Genomic DNA, 18893 nt, shown 5'->3' with positions numbered 1-18893 from the left:
GACTTCCCCATTTCCATTTCAGGAGCGTCTTCAGAGCTGCTCACCACCAGTCACATAGCTTTGGGCTTCCACTGTATCGTTGTCAACTTCTACAGGGAAGTCGTTATAATTGACGATTACGAACCCGCCACCTTCATATGTTGTCCGGAAGACGCCCTCCTCCAGGGATTCATGGGACATCATGGAACGTCCGGCAAACGGTTGGTTCACCTGGTTCACCTCGTTGTAGATCTCGGCAGCCAGATCGATCCATTGTTCATAATTCGCCGCGTAGAGATCATCATAATCCGTTTCTTTCACAACATGGTTTGGCGCATTGAACCATGCAAAGTAAGGACTCGCTCCATATTCAATCAGCTTCAGCACATATTGCCTTGCATTGGTATATGTGGAGAGATTGTATGGCGTCCCCGTATAACCGATGCTACCGTGTACAACGAGCTGATAGAACGGAATCTCTTCATCCTCCAGCTTGAAACGACTGCTGGTCATCGGCGCATCTGTCAGACCAGTTACATACGGCAGGGCATAAGCGTTCCCGCCTTCAGCAACAAGCGAGCCAGCCTGCTGCCCGATCTGTTCAAGTGCCTTCTTTACGGAGCCAAGCGCTTGTGTTCGGTCCACCAGCTTTTTCGGATTCATATCGCTGTTTAACTGAGCTGCCAGATCATTCAGGCTTAGTGACAGTCCATCCTTTTGAAGGGACCTCAGCTCATCTAACATGTCTGCCGTCACGTCCTCGAGCATGTTGGGCGAAAGCACATAGGATGGTGAACGATCCCGGTCCCGCCGCTGGATGGCCTGGTTCATCGGATACAAGACCGCCGGTTCCTGAGTTAATGTGCGTGAAGCTTCTTTGGACGGTTTAAACCCTTTTTTGGATTGCACATTCAGCAGAGCGATATCGGGATAGAAACCGATGCCCGCTTCTTGTGTATATACGCTGAATTCCCGCAATCCCTTTTTCCCGCCTACCGCGCCGTCTACTTGGATGGAATCCGGCAGTCGATGATGAAGCCCGCCGTTAAGCCATCCTGCATAGCGCACCTGAATATTGGATACCTTCTTCTCCGTCAAGGCGGAAAGAATGGTTTTGGCTTCATCAAACGTGGTCAAAGCCTCCGTTGAATCATACGGTATGCCCAGCATATGCTGCCTTGTTGTCATGCCACCGAACAGTTGCAGATAAAAGGGAACGTTACTCTGCTCCTTGCTGGCATTCAGCTTGGGAAGCCCGCCGTTTTGCATCAGATAATCCCGATAGAGAGATGCAAGCCCTGAGTACGAGGCTTTATCCTTCCCGACAAAAGCATATCGAACGACGAAGTCGGACACAGTCGGTTTCTTCTGAAATTTCGGAAGTGTACGAACCATATCACTTGCCTGAAGCGTCACATCGCTCTTGTTCACCACATAGAAGCTGGGATATACGTTGTTGTAGCTGTTCAGCTTGCCGCTGATATCGGCATTCACAACTGCAACGGCATCCCCTTCTTCAATAATGCCCAGGAAAGCTCCCTCTTTCCGAATCAGTCCAAATACCGGCAACCTGGCTCTGGCTTCATTCGAACTTGCTTCCCGTAGTTTCATGGTCATATCCGGTCCATATATATCTTGTTGATAGGCAGGATACTGCAGCTTGCCATTGTTAAAATGGATCAGCGCTCCCGAACCGTCCGGCACCAGTATGGAGCCCTCTTCTTCTGAACCCCCAGCCCCGAAGTAATCCATTACAGATATGCTGTTGATCGGATATTCCTCCGGAAAATGAATGCCTGAGGACGGAACACGCACGAGCAGATCCTCTCCATCCAGCTCATATTCCATCGTAAGCATAAACAGCCGTGGTCCACTTCGTTCCTCTTCAATGCCAAACTCGGCATGATCCTGAGCCAGATCCTCCGATGTGTAACCGGCTGTGTCAAAAGCCTTCAAGGCCCGGGACAATTGCAATCCTTGCATCGCCTTATCAATCCGGACGTAAGCGCCTTCATCCTTGTCTTCCGCATAGCCGACCTTCAAGGCCCGTTGCCCGGCCTTGTCTAGCTGTGCAAGCAGCCTTTGTTCGAATCGCTCCTTGCTGATCTTCATCGGCAAGTCTTCTATGGATCGCTCAGTGCTTCCAAACTGGTAGTGGACCCGCACGCCGCTTGACTGCACCTCGTAGCTTATTTGCTTGTGTGCAACACTATCCGTGAAGGAATTCACGGTGCTGCTCTGTCCGAGGCTGTTGAAGAAGCTGAGCTTCGTTTGTGATGACAAAAGGTCTTTGTTTATCCCGGCTGCAACCCCATCCTGCTCACGATCTGCAGGATTGCTGCGCCAGATCTGGCCGCTCTGCGTGTGAATCACTGCAATCTCGGCAGTCTCTTCGTTAATGAACAACTGCAGCGCAGCATTCTGCGCAATGCCTACCATGCCGGGAAGGCGGACATCGCCGAACGATGATTTCAGTTTCTCTCCGGGAGGCAGGGAGGGAAAGTCCGTCGGATCAGCGGCAGTCACTGTCTCGTGAGCGAGCGGTGTTGGCGAGAATTGACAACCGCCAAGAAGCAGACTGCCCGCGAGCAGCATTCCTGTTATTTTTTTGGCTACGGTATAATTCATAACAATTTCCTCCTCCCTTAGCCCCGAAGCACTAATTCCTGATAGATGGTTACAACAAACGATACAATCTGCTGTACAAGACTGAAGAATAACAGGCACAGAAATGCCATAAACGCCATCGCTACAAGTGTCAGCAGCATCGTGAGCACCGTTTTGGCTGGTGTGTACTGATGAACCGTCATATTCCCCACAAATAACAGGTATACCGTCCATGCAACAGCGAGTGCATTGGAGAAATAATAAAAGGCAGTTTCCTGCGCAGAGATCACAAGACTCAGCCAGATCCATGGAAAATGAATGAGTAACAACGGTACCAGTGCAAAACACGTTGACATGAAAATCTCGGAGAACTTGCCTTCCCCGTCCATCAATGTGGTTAACGACCAGTTAGCCACACACCAAAACAGTACCGGTATAATGACATATAACATTTCGAGCAGACTGTTCAGGTACTTTGGATTACTGAGATTAATGAGAAAACCGCTGTACTGGGCATGCAAAATTTTGGTGATGACCAGAAGCACCAGGATCATGAAAGCAATCAGCAGTGAGTTTCTCTGGTTCCGTTCATACTTCAATTCCCAGTATCCGTCAAACGGATGAAAAATCAGATGCAGCGGGTACTGGTATAGTTGCTTACTTGATGCCTGCATTCGTAGTCCTCCTTTTCTGCCTGCGAACGATGATGACGGTGACAATCGCAGCGACAGCCAGGAATATACCGGACATCATCCATGAAAAATGCTCACGCATCAGCTCTTTGCGGTACAAAAGAAAAGCTTTGGAATACCCTTTGGGCTCCATGCTACGCTTGAAATATTTCGCAGACTCGGCGTATTCCTTCTGACGAAGCAATGCTTTGCCAATTCCCGCATACGCATATTCCAAGTTAGCGTTCATCTCGGCAGCTTGCGCAAACAGCACCGAAGATTGATCTTCATCACCGTTATAGTAGCTGCGCACCGCTTCGTGGAGTGTACGTCCGTATTCAGTTGTTTGAAAGACGGTGATTTCACCCAGCGCTTTATCCAGAACTAACATCCGGTCTCCCGCACGTTCCAGGGCAACAGGTGTATTAAATTGGCCCAGCCGGTTCCCGATGCCGCCATAAATATGGAGCAGGTATCCGTCTCCATTGTAGGTGAAGATTCGGCCCTTGCTGGAATCCAGTACGGAATACATGTCACTGTCACCCACATCCACATCAATCAGGCGGGATGGCCCTGCTTCCTGGGTATACAGCAAATCACCCTGTGGAGTCTGATAGCCTTCTCTGCGCAAAATATCTGTACCCTGGGCATTCAGCTTCTTGACCGGATCTTTGCCGCGGTCCCCGCTAGTGGCGTAGATAAAGCCCTCTTCATCCATATCCAGATTGGTAAATTCCGTTGGAGTGAACATCACCATCTGGCTCCGCTGCTCACGTGTTGCAAACCGTTTCCACAGATACTCCACCGGGTCCACCTGAACTCTGTTCGCTCCAATGAAGGAAGAGAACGTACCATCGGCGCTGAACTCCATGAATCCATCAAATACGCCTTCGGCCATGACGTAGATACGCTCCCCTTTGTCCATAACAATCCGCATCGGTTTAAACTGGAAGTCTGCTTTTAGCAGATCCGATTTTGGTTCAGACACGATCTTGACCAGCTTCCCTTGTTCATCCAAATGCACCACCCGGTGATTATCCGAATCAGCAACCAGCAGATGGCCTTTTTCCGTGACGTACAATCCCTGTGGATTTTTAAAATGATCTTCCTTGCCTTCCTGCTCAAATGAATCAATCGTCCGTACCAGCTTGAAGTTGCGATCCATCTCAATGATGCGGCCATTGCCCGAATCGAGCACAAAGACGTGCTGATTGGCGGTAACATGCATGTCGCTTGGCTCTTTCATAGGAGTTGTGTTCAGCTTCTTGCCGGTGATAATCGTTGTTGCCTCATATGCCGCCGGCGAAGGAACTGCGTCACCCCAGAAGGAATAATGGTACGCATCCGTTTTACCGTCTGCACTCACGTAGGGCGCCTCTTGAACGAACAACAGGAGGCAGATCATGCCCATGATGATCGATTTACGTTTTTTCCATGTGCTTCTCCGCACCTCGCTGCCTCCTTTCTACTCTTTCATGCCCGAAGTGGCCATCGTCTGCATAACACTGCTCTGAGAGATGATAAACAGAGTGATCGGTACGATCATCAGCAGCAAGGCAACAGCCGCACCTACACCCGCTCTTGCAATCCCTCCCTGCACAATCTGACTGAGCGCATAATGCAGCGTTTTGAGATTTTCACTGTAAATGAAACTCCCGCCATCCGTTCCCCATAACGCTGGAAACTGCAGGATCATGAGCGTGAGCCATGCCGGCTTCACATTGGGCATCACGATGCTCCAGAATATCCGGTATTCATTGGCTCCGTCGATTTTGGCTGCCTCTAGCAAAGCATCGGGAATCTGCTCCATGAACTGTTTCATCAGGAAAAGTCCCAGCGAGAACGCAAGTGATGGCACAATAATGGACGCATGAGTGTTAATCCAGCCAAGCCAGGACATGACCATGTAGTTCGGAATCGCCGTAACATGCGGCGAGAACATCAGGGACAGAATGACAATGGTGAACAACACTTTGGAACCCGGAAAACGATACTTCGCCAGCGGATAAGCCGCTGCAGATGCAAGAAGAATATGTCCCGCTGTGCCAAGTATCGTAATGAGCAATGTGTTGGCAATATAGCGAGATAACGGCACCCACGAATTGCCCATGAGATTGATCAGATCGGCAAAATTCTCCGTTGTCGGATTGTTCACCCAGAAGCGCGGCGGGAAAATAAACAGCTCATCCAGCGGCTTGAATGCATTGTTGACAGCATAGATGAGCGGAAGCACCATAAAGGAGCCAAACACGCCCAGCAATGCAAATAACATCAGGCTGACGGTAAATGACCGATTAAGCCTTTTTGGCATGCCAAACACGGCACGTACTTTGCTGGTCATCGTCATTCACCTATCTTTCTAAGCATTTTTTGCGTGAAAACGTTTGTACCGAGCATCAGGGCAAACAGGACCGTTGCGATGGCCGAGGCATACCCCATCTCGAAACGAATGGTTCCGAAGTCCATCAGATGCGTGACAACGGTGTGTGCCGCATAGTTTACGCTCGGGAAACCTGCCAGTGCGATGGATATCTCAGCTACGGCGAAGGAAGCGGTAATCTGCATTACCGCACCAAACATCAGCTGCGGTCTCATCGAAGGCAAGGTGATGTACCAGAGCTCCTGCCAGCGGTTTTTGATCCCGTCTACGGTTCCTGCTTCAACCAGAGAACGATCAATGGTCTGCAGTCCTGCAATAAAGGCCAGGAAGCTGGTTCCCAGGCTCAGCCACAGCTGTACAATAATGACGATTGCCAGTACATACTTCTCGTCTGCGAGCCATTGGATCGGTTCCAGTACGACGCCAAGGCGCATCAGGAAGCCGTTCATATACCCGTAGCTGTCACCCGAGAAGATGATCAGCCAGATGAAAAAGACGTTGCCCGATATGGATGGGGCATAGAAAACCAGCGTCATGACCGCCCGAATTTTAGGAGACAGCTCATTGATAATCCACGCAAACAAAAAGCAGGCAATATAACTGAGAGGGCCTGTAATTACGGCAAAAAGCAGCGTGTTTTTGAGCGCGATCAGAAATACGTCATCGTTCAGGAAAAGCCGGGAATAGTTCTGCCAGCCGACAAATCGCGGCAGTTCCAGCATATTGAAGTGAAAAAAGCTGAGCCCGAGTGAAATGCCGACCGGAATGACAGTAAACATGAAAAAAATCAGCATAAACGGTGCCATCAATACATAATAATGCCTGCTGAGATACAGATCCCGCTTCAATAGGGACCACCAGCCGACCTGGCGGGTATGGACGGCAGGAGCGGCGGCTGTCTTGGTAGTTTTAGCTTGCAACCGTTACCCTCCCTTTCCTCTATTTCAGATTAAATTCCTTGCGTTTCAACTCAATTTCATCATCAATGTACAACACATAGTCCGATAAGGCTTCACGCGGATTTTCATTTGCATTGACCACCTTGCGGAAGGCGTTGTCCAGATGTCGTCCCGTGAAGTAACCTCCAGGAAGCTGCGGGATTCCCTGTACCCATTCCCATTGTTTCTCGAGATTTTGATAATCCTTCACAGGCCAAGGCAATTGCTTCAAGGCTTCGATATTGGCCGTTGGGTAACGGGCAGCCGCTCCCATAAGACCTTCCATTTCTCTCCCGTATTCAATCTGGGTCTGATCATCAGTCCACCACTTCATGAACTTCCACGCCGCTTCCTTGTTGTCGGCATTTTCGAGCATCATTACCGCGCTCGTAGCGCTGGCCACTTCATGCCGTATGGACCCATCCGGAAGCTGTGTACCCGGAACAATCGTAAAGTCCCAGAGATTGCGGATTTCCGGAGCCATAACCGTCAGCATGTTATACGTGGTGTAATCAGCAATCCCGATCGGCATTTCCCCGGTACGGAAGCGGTTCGGAAAGTCGGCTTTGAGCGGAAACTTGTAATTGGTATAAAATTGCGTCCAGCGTTTGAATGCGTCCATTGAAATCTCCGAATCCAGTGCACTTTTCTTCTGGTCTTCGGTGTAGAACGTTCCGTCATTCTGATATAACAACATCGCAAAGGTTGAATTCGGAACCAGGTTGGCATTGTTCAGCGTATCCTCAATCGGCAGATAAAACTCCATGTTATGCTTCTGCAGCACGGCGATGGCGTTATATACGTCTTGCCACGTTTTCGGCGGTTCGAGGCCCAGTTCATTCAGAATATCTTTGCGGTAAAAGAGCATTGGAAAATGCTGCTGCTCCGGAAGGGCATATACCCCGTCGTTGTAGCGGTATGGCGTCAATCCGCTTTCACGGAACCTGCCCGAAATTTCCTCGAAATCAGGGAACTGGCTCAGATCCGCCGTTGCATTCCTCATCGCATAGTTCACCGGAATGTCTTCGCCCATCTGCATGGCTACATCTGGGCCTTCCCCCGAGAGTGTTGCGGGCAGCAAAATATTAGGCGGAACGAGACGTAACTGCACGGACACATCCGTATCCGGGGTAAACGAATCGTCGATCATGCCTTTCAGTACTTGGGCCTGATCTCGTCCGGTCGTGATCCATACAGTAATGGCATCCTTCTTTTGTTCCACGTTGCCAATGCTGTCGTAATCTTCGGTATACGAGGCAACATATGCGCCCAGTTCGTGCTTCACCTGCTGGACGGTGCTCGCTTCCGCTTTTGGCAGCGATTCACCCGGCGGAGATACGACAAGGTAATCCAACGTAATCGGCTGTTCACGTACCGATAGAATCCATGTGCCGAGACCACCTACGTTAATTTTGAACGTATCCAGCCGTTTGGGAACCGTCTCTGGTCTGGCGGCCATATCTTCAAGCTGCAATACCATGGCGTGAAGTACGGCCACTTTGTCACTTTGCTCACCCGTGGCCTTTTCCAGGTAATCTGCAACGGAACGCAAGGTGTCAGCTTGTCGTTCAAACACCTCCGTCATCTCCGGAATACGCCGTTCCAGTTGGTAATCCCGCAGTGGGTCCGGACTGTTGGAGGTGATCATTAATATTTTGCGATACATCTCATTCAGTTCCAGCACGCTGGATTCCACGGTCCGCAGCAGCGGAGCGATGTCGCCAAGTGTAACCGTCATTCGGATTCGGTGTTTCCCTTTTTCAAGATGAAACTGATATGGCTGATCCTCTCCCGAACCCAACACCTGAGTTTGCCAAGCCGGGCTGTAATTAAATCGAATGCGTTTCATTTCCTTAAACGGAACTTCGCCGTTAATCGTCAGACTGCGGGTGGCATAGATGCCACGCAATTGATCCTGCTTCACCTTAAGCGCGATTTGATACAATCCGTCTTCAGGCACGTCAATTTCCCATTCAATCCATTCGCCCGGCAGTTTCCAGTTAATTCCCCCGATAGCGTTCATCCGAATTTTCGATACATTATAAGGCTCGAGTGAAGGACTTGATCGGTCCGAGATTGGTGCCAGTGTAGGAGATGATTTGCTAACAGCTTCCTCCCCCTGAACTTTCAACATGACAGGAGCCGATTGTTTCAAGCCAAGTGAGGCATAGGTTTGCTCCAGCTCTGCATAGGAAGGAACTTCGCTTTCTTGATATAACTCGATATAATCGATCGCCATGCTTTCTCTTAATGAAGTGAGCGATAACTTCTGACTGCCTTTTTCAAAATAAAACTGAAACGGTTCCTCAAAGTACCCTGCGCTGTCCTTGAAGGAAGTCAGCTGCCATTCGGGCTGTTCCACTTGTCTGGGTCTAAGCTCGTTGCCACGATCGTCCTGCCGGACGTTGTCCTCGCGATTCCCCCATACCCTGTCAAACAGAAGAATATCGGCCCCTCTGAACGGGACCTTACCGTTAAGCTCAAGCCTGCGTTCGATCCCGGAGCTTTTACCTTCTACGGGATAATAGTGAATGCGAATGTTGTACAAACCGCTCACTTGAACGGGAACATCCCAGCGAATGGTTCCAGTTTCCGGCGTAATTACGGCATTTCCGTCTAATCCGGCGTACCCTTGCACAACCTCAAATTCCCCATCCTCTGCCTGAACATAAGATTCGCCTTCGATGCGTACAATTTCATCCGGTTTGGCCGTATTGTCATGAGCAGTCAGATAATGCTCATAACTGAATGAATCCTCGGTTCCCGATACCGCCTCAAAGTCCTCAAGCGCATGTACCGTTCCCGGATTACGATCCCGCGATGGATATAGTGTCCATATGGAGAGCACCAAGGCCAGGACAAGCACCAGGATTAGTCCCTTTTTCTTACGTGACCGCATGTTTGAATGTATCCCCTTTCCTGTAAGCGTTGAGAGAACTGGACGATTGACTAACCCGGACAGACCGCACCTTCACTGGTGCGTTCTGCCCGTGTAACGTGATACTTATTTGTAAACCTCATCAATCGCAGCCTGGAAAGGAGCCTTGTATTTCTCGATCAGCGTAGATACGGATACCCCTTCTTTGAGTTCCCCATCAAAATCCCAGAACGGCAATGACGGGAATGTGTTATGGTCGAGAACCAACATACCTTCCGCAACCTCTCTGGCGTTGTTGATATCTGCTTCATCGGTCAGATGTGTCTCCAGTGTGGATTGTCCTGGATACTCATAGATCGATTCGATCTCATTAATTTTCTCCCAGATGTACATCAGTTGTTCCGGATTCTCTACCGCTTTTGGAATTGTTATCGCTTGGTAACGTGACTCACCGGAGTGATACGCTGTTGCACTTGGACCTTTTGGAAACGGTACAAAACCAATATCGTAGTCCTGCATATCCGTCATAATACCTTCGACTTCGTACATGGCACCTGAATACATCAAGGTGTTCCCTTGACGGAAGAACGTGGATGGCTCTGTCCAATCGCCGCCCTCAGAAGCTCTGCCGACCTTCTCGGTAGCCAGTTTGGACAGGAAGTTCAACGCTTCTTTCGTTTTTGGATCTTCCAGGTTCTGTTTATCCTCTTTGGTCAGAGAAGCCTCGTTGGAATACAGAATCGGTTCCAGCAAGCCCGTTTGAGCGAGTCCCCATGTGTCCAGCTTGCCATCATTGTTTCGATCCTTGTTCGCTTGCTTGGCAACACTGATGAACGTATCCCAGTTCCATTCATCGGCATCTACATACTCTTGAAGTGGTTTCAAGCCGAGCTCTTGCATGAGTGTGCGATTATAGAAAATTCCGTTGATAAACGAGGACTGGTCCTCGGTAAAGCCGTAACCTTTGCCTTCATACTGCATGTATTCCTTGGTTGTTTTCTGGTTGAATACCTTGTCGTTTTTAATATAATCATCCACCGGCCATAACAGATCCTGTTTGGTCAATGCCGGAATGGCATAGTTTTTGCCCAGTCTCACCAGATCGCCAAGCGGTTCACCGGCCATCAGGGAAGCAACTACTTTTTCCTGATATTCACCGAAATCGATGGAAACATATTCAATATTAAAGTTGTGTTTTTTCTTCAGCGCTTCGAGATTCTCAAGGCGTTGAATGTTGTCCGGGTTGTTCCCCTGTATTTCCATGTCCCACCAAGCAACAACCTTGATGGTTCTGCCACCCATGTCAAAGTCCATTTCTGGCGTGGAGTTTTCATTCTTTGGCTCGGTTTCCGCGGGTTTTTGTTCCTCCTGTGGTGTTGTCTTTTCCGGCTCGGGTTGAGCGGTAGGTGCAGAACTGCATGCAGCAATCACCAACAAGACCGCAAATACCAGGCTCAGTAGCATGAACTTGTGTTTTCTCATCGTCTTCCCCCCTGATTGTCGTTTGCTATCACAGTGTATCGTTCAAATGAAAGCGCAAACAACCTGCCGAAATACAGATGTTTACCCGGGCTGAATATAGATTCACGTAATTTTGCACGAGCAAAGTGCATTATAGGTTTTAATTGGTAAAGAAATGCACTGTCTACAAAAATATGCACATTGTATGCGCTTTCTTTTATTACCATAATGAAATTAAGTCAAATTTCAGTTAATCTAGCGCATTACAATTCAGCAGAAGGTGAGGTATTGCTTCATGTATGATATTTTACTTGTGGATTTCAGCCGTCGTTTGTGCGGAGAGTTGCAACAGATGTTGCTACGGAGCAAAGCTCAATATACTATCGCAAATTGTGTGTTCTCATCGGCCGAGGCTTTGACCGCATTGTCAGAACGAGACTTTTCCCTTGTTATGGTACATACAGAGAGGTTTGATACCGCGGGGCTCTGGTTATGCAACGACATTCGAAAAAAAAGTCAGATACCTATCCTCCTTATGGGTGGAAGAGATCACTTCAGGTTCGTACGCAAAGCCCTGACGTATCAGGTAAATGATTATCTCCCGTATCCTGTTAGTCCTTCTTCTTTACTTAACAGTCTGCATGGACTTAGATCCCACCTTGAAACCGACCCGGCACACAAAACGTCGTCGTTCTTCAAAACACCCGTTCAAATGAACGGTAAACCCATGCACTCCAGTCATGTTATTCGTATCGTCAAGGCCTATGTACGGGATCATCTGAGTGATGAAATCACGCTGAAGAAGATCTCTGACATGCTTCATTTTAACTGTGCGTACCTTGGACAGAAGTTCAAGCTGGAAGAGAAGATGTCTTTCAATGATTATATGCTCCAGCAACGTATGGAAAAGGCCCAGCAGTTGTTGTCTTCCACGAATCTGCGCATATATGAGATTGCTATTGAGGTAGGCTATAAGGATATTGATTGGTTCTATAAAAAGTTCAAAGCGTATGCCGGATCGAGTCCCAATGCTTATAGAAGACAAAAAATCCACACGGCCTAAAGGTGGATTGCCGAATCGGTTTGTTTATCAATTAGATAACAACCACAAAAAAACGCAGGAAGAAGAATACATTCTGCGTTTTTTTGTGGTTATTTGGGTTTGGTCAATTCCAGAGGATTCACCATTAACGTACCAAAAGGGATTCCCGGTATTCTTGGGGAGTCATTCCCGTTATTTTCTTAAAAAGTCGGGTAAACGAATGTGCAGCCTCATACCCCACTTGAAGTGCGACCTCACGTACCATAAGATTTGTGTTCTGAAGCAATTCTTTGGCTTTCCGTATTCGGCAGTCGTCAATGAACTCTGACACGTTTATTCCCATTTCCTGCTTAAAGAATCGCGATAGATAGGATGGATTAAAATGATGGAGTTCTGCCAGTCTCACCAGAGAGAGATCTTTCTCCAGGTTCTCCTTGACGTAACTGCATAAGGAATGAATGACAACGTTAGCGCGTTCCTGTTCATTTGATCTTTTGTAGCGTACTAATTCATCGGCAGCACGATATAGAAATTGTACTGCATCCTTCATGCATGTATACTCCCCTAAGTGCAGCAAGCTTCGTTGATCCGGGATTTTCTGTTGAAGACCCCAACGATTGATCGTTGAATGCAATAATAAGGCCAGATTGTAGTAAGTCTCCATGGCACGTTCCATCGTAATTTCCTGTTGCAGCAGTTCGCCTGCAAGCTCCTCAAATATATCGTAAAATGGCTGAATTCGTCCCGTTTCCAAATATCCTGACATAATCTCGATCCGGTTTGAGATCCGCATGGATTCTTTGGGTACATCAGATGAGAGATCATTACGATGATCTGTGAGTACCATGGATACACCATCCCCAATTTTCATCCACTGGAGTAATCTCAGACGTTCATATTGTTTGGTTAACTCGGACCAATTGCAGCTGCGACTACTTAATGAAAATGCAATGGATACGCCCAGTGAGACCATGCATGCTTCCTGTACCAGTTCCAGTGTGCCTTCTAGAAATCGCACAAGTTTATCATTTGTCATCTCTTCCTGCTGCTTCGGCTGAAGCAGCCAGATCGTATCCCCATAATGGTCCGTTACACTTGCGCACACTGTACGTTCATTCATCAGAGAAGAGCCGATAATGCGAACAGATTCTTGAACTTGTGTGAGGTCCGAACCTTTTTCTGGCAGATTATTGAACCGACCCAGTATGAGATAAACAGGCGAGTTGATCTGTAATCTTATATCTCGTTTGGATAATTCGTCCTGCATATCCATAGTAGAATCTATAACCGCTGTACAGTCTTGAAGTAACTTCCGTAAATACTCTTTTTGCTGTATCAGAGCAAGCTGCGAATTGACTTTATGAGAATGTTCCAACAACTCAACCATGCTGTGACTTCGCCGGATCTCTTCCATCACATCTTCTACAACAGACATCACCTTGTCATAACCTTCCGTTTTGAGCAAGTAACGCACATTAGCCATCTGAAAAGCTTGATATGCATAATCAAAATCGCTATGTCCTGTCAGAAAAATGACGCGACAATTCGGCCAACTGGCTTGAATCCGCTCTGTCAGTTCCAAGCCACTCATGCCCGGCATGCGGATGTCCGTTAGAACAATGTCAATTCTCGAACGCTGCATCCAGGACAATGCTTCTGTTGCAGAGTAGGCCTTACATACATCAAGCTGGTCGGGTATATGTCTGGCGAACGTTTCATAGAGACTATCCGTAATAATCTCCTCGTCATCTACAATCAAAAGTCGATACATTCGTTTTCTCCCTCTTTCCACTGGATTCGAATTGTGACTTTTAACCCTTGCAGTTCACTTCTGGATAGGAAAAGGCCACTTCCTTCTCCATACGTCAGGACCAGACGTCGATGAATATTTATTAACGCGGTCATTTCGTCTGTACCTCCGTCCTTATGCAAGCGTTGTTGAAGAGTTTGGATGTGTTGCTCTTCCAACTCATTACCATTATCCTCTACGGTGATCTCGGCATATGAACCTTCCATAGTAAACCCAATAATTAGAAGTCCGGAGTCCGTGTTCTTTTCAAGGCTGTGTTCGTAGGCATTCTCAATAATAGGCTGAATAATGAGTCTGGGAACTTTAATGTGTTCCATTTCAGCAGGTAGTGACCCAAAATCAACTTTGATTCGTCTGGAGAATCGTAATTGTTGAATCTCTGTATAGATTCGTGAATGCTCAACTTCCACTTTCAACTTCACATGATCTGTTTCATTCCGGGTAATGAACCTGAAATACTCTCCGAGCATGTTCGTAAATTGCTCAATACGTTCGGTTTCTCCTGTCCTTGCCAGTGAATTCAGAATAAAGAAGCTATTGTACAGAAAATGAGGATTAATCTGCGATTGAAGCTGTTTCAACTCGGCCCGCTGCATCATCAATGTTTTCTTAAAATCTCGATCGATAAGGGATTGAAGATTTTCAATCATTAGATTGAAACGGGTGTAGAGGAAGCCAAATTCATCCTTTCGGTTATGCGCAATGGGGACATCAAGCATGCCTCCCTCCATTTTTTTGAATCTTTTCACCAACAACAGCAACGGGATATGAATCAACTTGTAACTTGAATAGAGATACGCCGTGATGGCAACAAATGATGTAATTGCAAACAGCCAAGCCCAATGATAGAACTTGCTAAGTGGCTTCGTAACAATTGCCTCGGGTAGATATGTAGCTACGGATAAGCCCAGGGAGTCCATATGCAACTGACTAACATGGTACATGGTGTCACCCACCTTCATCCGAAAGCCATCAAGTGTACCCTTTACACTGTGCTCACGGTAATTCGCGAGAATAACACTAGCTTGATGTTTATCTGTGATGGCATGCCCCGTTTTGTCCTCAATCAGAAAAGTTGAACTCTCCGGGTACAAATTAAGCCGTGTGAGTTCATTCTGAAAATGGTATGTATCCAGCTCCACTTGAATGACAAAAAGCGGGGGTTCTCCTCTCGTGCCTGTCAGCCTGACGGCACTTAAGTTCAAGGCGTCCTCTTTCACAGTGAAACGTGTACCTTTTCCTTGCATGCCTGAACTGAAATATAGGTAAGAACTTTTATCGAAATCATCGATGCCTTGGATCGCGGATATACTTTTGCCAACAGAAGGGATATGTACATGAACGTTTTTGATATAAGCAGTGCTATTCTTGAATGAAGCGAGTCGTTCAGTCAGGTAATTTAATGTATCACGCCGCTCAACCTGATCCATCATGTCCCAGAGAATGGCTAGACGATTGAGTTTTCGATCCTCAACGATATCAAACTGCTGTAATTCCATCCATTCTATCTCTCTGTTCAATTCCACCACATATTGGTTCAACCGTCTCTCCGTTGACAACGATATTTCCTGGCTTGCATTGTCATAACTCCAATGATACAGATACACGCCAAGAAGAATAAGGGGGAGCACAAATACCAGATAGGTGATTATTAATCGCGCAAATATACTGTTAAACCATGATTTAGCAGGGATCTTGATCAATGCATTCACCTCCAATGCCAAAGGCTGAGTGGGTTCCTTGTATGAATAAAGTGAACATTAGTGCTCCTTTGGCTTGCTGGTGCGAAACCACGCGTTAACCTCCGATGTGATCTGATCTCCCCCCAGCTTGCGCCAGTTCTCAACGAATTGATCAAACTCATCTATCGACCTGCCTAGAATAATGTTCATATAGGCTTCAAGCTGAAGATCCCGAAGAATAATTTGTCGATCAACCATTGTGTCCGTAATTCCGCCCGTGAATTGATCATAGAGAAGTTGGCCGTTCTTCTCGTAAGAATCTGCAATGCTAAAAGCACCCGAAGGCCCATAGGTTTGTTTCCAACCCCAGCCGCTCTCTACATTTTCCAATTCATAGGCCACAATGCGTTTGTGAATGGCGAGAGCTTCATTCTGCAGAGCCGAGAAGTCTCCTGTACTTCTGGCATCCCGAATTTGTTTGTATGCATCTATATTTTTATTACCGGGAAAAGGAGTTACCGGTGAAAGCATCCACACAGCTCGAGAGTCGTCATTGTAGTATGTTTCATACTGTGCCTGATCCCCCCAGTTGATGTCCAGATGCAGATTCATGAGCTTTACAACAACTTCCGGATTAAAGAATCCCTTTTTTACAGCAAAATATTGCCCAGTGTTGGAACGTAGCGGTACGAACAGGCTCCGGTCCGACTTGGCAACAATCGGATATGCCTGCCATTCTACATCTATATCTGTATCTGTATCACGGGTGCTCTGAAGCATAAAGGATGTCCACTGTTCGCCGTAAAGCATCCCTATTTTTCCATCTTGAACTAGACGAAACGCCTTGTTCCCACTTTTATAACCGAAATCCGGATCAAGTTGGCCTTCACGATACAACGTTTGCAGTACTTTCAGAGCCTCCCGAACTTCAGGCTGTATACCTCCATAAGTGAGGTTTCCTTCTGCATCTTTAACCCATATATTAGGGTAGGCACCATAGCCGGACATGAACCCTGCAGCTCCCATAACTGGATCCCATAGATGGTTCGTTAGCGCAAGTCCGTACGTATCATGCTCTCCGTTCCCGTCGGGGTCTCCCTCTGTAAACGCTTTCGAAACCTGGAGAAGCTCTTCCATCGTTTCAGGTGGCCGTAGCCCCAGTTGCTCCAACCAATCGGTTCTAATCCACAGGTACTGCGCTGTCTCAATGGAGGAAGATGATTCGGGAATAGCCATGAGTTTGCCATCAATGGTTGCCGCATCAAATGCACCTCTTCCCTCCGCCTCCAATATGCTCTTTGTAAGTGGGGAAGCATACTCTTGGTACACATGGGTTAAATCTTCGATCATTCCAGCGTTGCTCAGTTGTCTAAGTTGATATGGATTAACTTTCACTACATCTGGAAAACGTCCTGCAGCGAGGGATACACCCAACTTCTGATTGTATACATCTCCCTTAGCAGTCCAGTCATAGTGAATTTGAATACCTAGCTCTTTCTCGTACAAACGAGTCCAGCGATTATCCAGTATCGTCTCACCAGGTAACTGACTAATCATGCGCTCAAGGTCATCTCCCGTTTCCCTGACAAAAGAGACCACGATGGGAGGAGAATACCTCTCAAACGTAGCGGGAAGTTGAATCTGCTGCCCATCTTGCTGCGGATGATGTTGTTTGCTATTACCTTCGGTATGACCTGCTGGTATGGATACAGCAAGGAACAGAATGAAGGTCCATCTTGTTATGTCCAGACATCTCTTATACATGACGACATGCCCCCAGTTCGGTTTGAACAACTCTCTTCTCTCTGTCAACTTTAATCCATATCATTGTACAACAACTTGTACTCATTGAATACGAAAAGCCGCCGTTGGGCGGCTTTTACGTATTTTCATTGTTACTCAACAGGATTAATCACGCGATATTCAAAATTCGAAAAGTCAGCTGTTCCTCCAGCTATTTCAGTTGAATATACAAACAACCCCGTTCGACAACCCATAAAATGATCCAGTTTATATATCATTTTGTGGACAATACCTATATCTCTCCATTCAACCCCATCGAAATAGGCAAAAGAGCACTCATCCAGATTGTTCTCAAAATTTCCGAACGCTTTTAGTTTAACTACTGGATCTGATACCGGGATACGTTCATGTTCTGTGGCTGGCTTCTGATCGATCAGATTGCCAAATATGGTGGAATCCTCACTATCTCTGGCATGCATGACCAAGTAAAACTTGCTATCCTGCTTCGTGAGAGCGATCATACCGTACGAACCGATCAAAAAGCACAACCCGGCATAATCCCCATCATTCAGACGACTGCCGTCAAGCGTAACTATTACTTCGCAAGCGGGCCCCATTGAACGCTGGGTTAGTGTGTTGACCGCAAACGTCAGATTTCGGCTGATCTGTCCCGTTCGAACACGATACACTCCCGGTTTCTCTGTAACGGACCAAAGTTCATGATTAGGTGTATGATTCCATTGCCAAAAATCACGGAGGCGGATGTTTCCATCTTCCTCGGGTTCATAATTGAAACTGTCGCTACCCACTAACGGGTTATAACGGTGCTCTGGTCTCGTGCTCGGGATATCAATCTGTTTCGGCGCTTTGCTTGCAAAGACCGGTATACCTTGATCAAAGTGTAGCGGAACCAAAACAGGAACCCGGCCAACAGCCCCATGATCCTGAAACAGCATTGCATACCAGTCTCCATCCGGCGTATCCACGATACCGCCCTGAGCAACACCTGAATTGAAATAATCCATATCGTCATTAAATACTTCTCCACCAGTGAAGACATCTTCCAGAGAGTCAGCCATATAAAACGCCTGTGTTCTCCGTCCGGAAGCTTTCGTGATATGAATCAGGAACACAATATATTTACCATTGATCTTGTAAAAATGTGCTCCTTCATAACCAAGGTGATGAGGCTGCTCGTCTTTTACAATCAAGCGATGTACTCCACCAGGTTTGGGCCCGGACAGATCAGAGCTTAATTCGGTCAGATAGATCTCGGTATTACCGTATACGAGATAGACTCGTTCATCATCGTCAAAAAATATGGAGCAATCATGATAAAACCCTTCCACGATCTGCTTCTTCCACACTCCCGAGATGGAGGTCGACGTATACAAGTATGTCTTACGGGTATCATTCGCAACAAAGATCACATAGAACATCCCTTGATGATAGCGGAGTGATGCAGCCCACATGCCTTTACTATAAACGTGATGACCATCCACCAGCCGTTGTGCAGGTGTATCGTCCAATGTGTCGTATACATATGTGGCTACTTCCCAATGGATCAGGTCATATGAACGCAGAATGACACATCCCGGCATCATATGCATGGTTGTACTGACCATATAATATGTGTCTTCTACACGAATAACGTCAAGATCCGGGTAATCGGCCCAAATAATCGGATTCGGATACATGCTTT

Annotated in this window: 12 protein-coding genes; 1 reads left to right on the top strand and 11 read right to left on the bottom strand. The window is 47.2% G+C overall.

All coding sequences use genetic code 11. The annotated features are described in order from the left end of the window. Window positions 1–30: 30 nt before the first annotated feature. From NST33_RS14655 to NST33_RS14625, 7 genes are all read right to left on the bottom strand, one after another. Window positions 31–2607 carry a DUF5696 domain-containing protein gene (locus NST33_RS14655; protein WP_221821093.1) on the bottom strand — a complete coding sequence of 859 codons (2577 nt, stop codon included), beginning with the start codon at window positions 2605–2607 and terminating at the stop codon, window positions 31–33. Between the two features lie 17 nt (window positions 2608–2624). Beyond that, the gene (locus NST33_RS14650; RefSeq protein WP_036670948.1) at window positions 2625–3260 is read right to left on the bottom strand and encodes a YIP1 family protein; all 636 of its coding nucleotides are present in this window, start codon (window positions 3258–3260) and stop codon (window positions 2625–2627) included. After that, window positions 3244–4707: an NHL repeat-containing protein gene (locus tag NST33_RS14645; protein ID WP_076317895.1), complete on the bottom strand. Its 1464-nt coding sequence runs from the start codon at window positions 4705–4707 to the stop codon at window positions 3244–3246. The genes NST33_RS14650 and NST33_RS14645 overlap by 17 nt, the downstream gene beginning before the upstream one ends. Window positions 4708–4722: 15 nt before the next feature. Continuing rightward, a complete protein-coding gene (locus NST33_RS14640) occupies window positions 4723–5598 on the bottom strand; it encodes a carbohydrate ABC transporter permease (RefSeq protein WP_026081082.1) in 876 nt (291 codons plus the stop codon). Between the two features lie 2 nt (window positions 5599–5600). After that, window positions 5601–6557, bottom strand: coding sequence for a sugar ABC transporter permease (locus NST33_RS14635; RefSeq protein WP_036615906.1), 957 nt, complete (start codon window positions 6555–6557; stop codon window positions 5601–5603). A gap of 19 nt (window positions 6558–6576) precedes the next feature. Next, the gene (locus NST33_RS14630) at window positions 6577–9474 is read right to left on the bottom strand and encodes an extracellular solute-binding protein (RefSeq protein ID WP_339185106.1); all 2898 of its coding nucleotides are present in this window, start codon (window positions 9472–9474) and stop codon (window positions 6577–6579) included. Between the two features lie 105 nt (window positions 9475–9579). Beyond that, window positions 9580–10935: an extracellular solute-binding protein gene (locus NST33_RS14625; protein ID WP_076317898.1), complete on the bottom strand. Its 1356-nt coding sequence runs from the start codon at window positions 10933–10935 to the stop codon at window positions 9580–9582. Window positions 10936–11209: 274 nt separating this feature from the next. On the opposite strand from NST33_RS14625, the gene NST33_RS14620 reads away from it, so the two are divergent. Then, on the top strand, window positions 11210–11977 hold the full coding sequence (locus NST33_RS14620; RefSeq protein WP_047842955.1) for a helix-turn-helix domain-containing protein: 768 nt from the start codon (window positions 11210–11212) through the stop codon (window positions 11975–11977). A gap of 124 nt (window positions 11978–12101) precedes the next feature. Here the strand turns inward: NST33_RS14620 and NST33_RS14615 are convergent, their stop codons facing one another. The 4 genes from NST33_RS14615 to NST33_RS14600 form a co-directional block, all read right to left on the bottom strand. Beyond that, the gene (locus NST33_RS14615; RefSeq protein ID WP_237175387.1) at window positions 12102–13727 is read right to left on the bottom strand and encodes a response regulator; all 1626 of its coding nucleotides are present in this window, start codon (window positions 13725–13727) and stop codon (window positions 12102–12104) included. Beyond that, window positions 13712–15469, bottom strand: coding sequence for a histidine kinase (locus NST33_RS14610; RefSeq protein ID WP_076327598.1), 1758 nt, complete (start codon window positions 15467–15469; stop codon window positions 13712–13714). Before NST33_RS14610 ends, NST33_RS14615 begins: the two co-directional genes overlap by 16 nt. Window positions 15470–15526: 57 nt before the next feature. Continuing rightward, window positions 15527–17260, bottom strand: coding sequence for an extracellular solute-binding protein (locus NST33_RS14605; RefSeq protein ID WP_339308464.1), 1734 nt, complete (start codon window positions 17258–17260; stop codon window positions 15527–15529). An 83-nt stretch (window positions 17261–17343) separates the two neighbouring features. Next, on the bottom strand, window positions 17344–18888 hold the full coding sequence (locus tag NST33_RS14600) for a glycoside hydrolase 43 family protein (protein WP_339308462.1): 1545 nt from the start codon (window positions 18886–18888) through the stop codon (window positions 17344–17346). Window positions 18889–18893 lie beyond the last annotated feature (5 nt).

The sequence above is a fragment of the Paenibacillus sp. FSL L8-0435 genome (assembly GCF_037965655.1).
In the GTDB taxonomy this organism is placed as follows: Bacteria; Bacillota; Bacilli; order Paenibacillales; family Paenibacillaceae; genus Paenibacillus.
This window is presented reverse-complemented; position numbering and strand designations above follow the sequence as displayed.

What these genes read in the sequence shown, in the direction of transcription:
- NST33_RS14625 (WP_076317898.1), bottom strand. Translation starts at nt 10,935, where the DNA reads ATGAGAAAACACAAGTTCATGCTACTGAGCCTGGTATTTGCGGTCTTG.
- NST33_RS14600 (WP_339308462.1), bottom strand. Translation starts at nt 18,888, where the DNA reads ATGTATCCGAATCCGATTATTTGGGCCGATTACCCGGATCTTGACGTT.
- NST33_RS14620 (WP_047842955.1), top strand. Translation starts at nt 11,210, where the DNA reads ATGTATGATATTTTACTTGTGGATTTCAGCCGTCGTTTGTGCGGAGAG.
- NST33_RS14650 (WP_036670948.1), bottom strand. Translation starts at nt 3,260, where the DNA reads ATGCAGGCATCAAGTAAGCAACTATACCAGTACCCGCTGCATCTGATT.
- NST33_RS14655 (WP_221821093.1), bottom strand. Translation starts at nt 2,607, where the DNA reads ATGAATTATACCGTAGCCAAAAAAATAACAGGAATGCTGCTCGCGGGC.
- NST33_RS14615 (WP_237175387.1), bottom strand. Translation starts at nt 13,727, where the DNA reads ATGTATCGACTTTTGATTGTAGATGACGAGGAGATTATTACGGATAGT.
- NST33_RS14630 (WP_339185106.1), bottom strand. Translation starts at nt 9,474, where the DNA reads ATGCGGTCACGTAAGAAAAAGGGACTAATCCTGGTGCTTGTCCTGGCC.
- NST33_RS14640 (WP_026081082.1), bottom strand. Translation starts at nt 5,598, where the DNA reads ATGACCAGCAAAGTACGTGCCGTGTTTGGCATGCCAAAAAGGCTTAAT.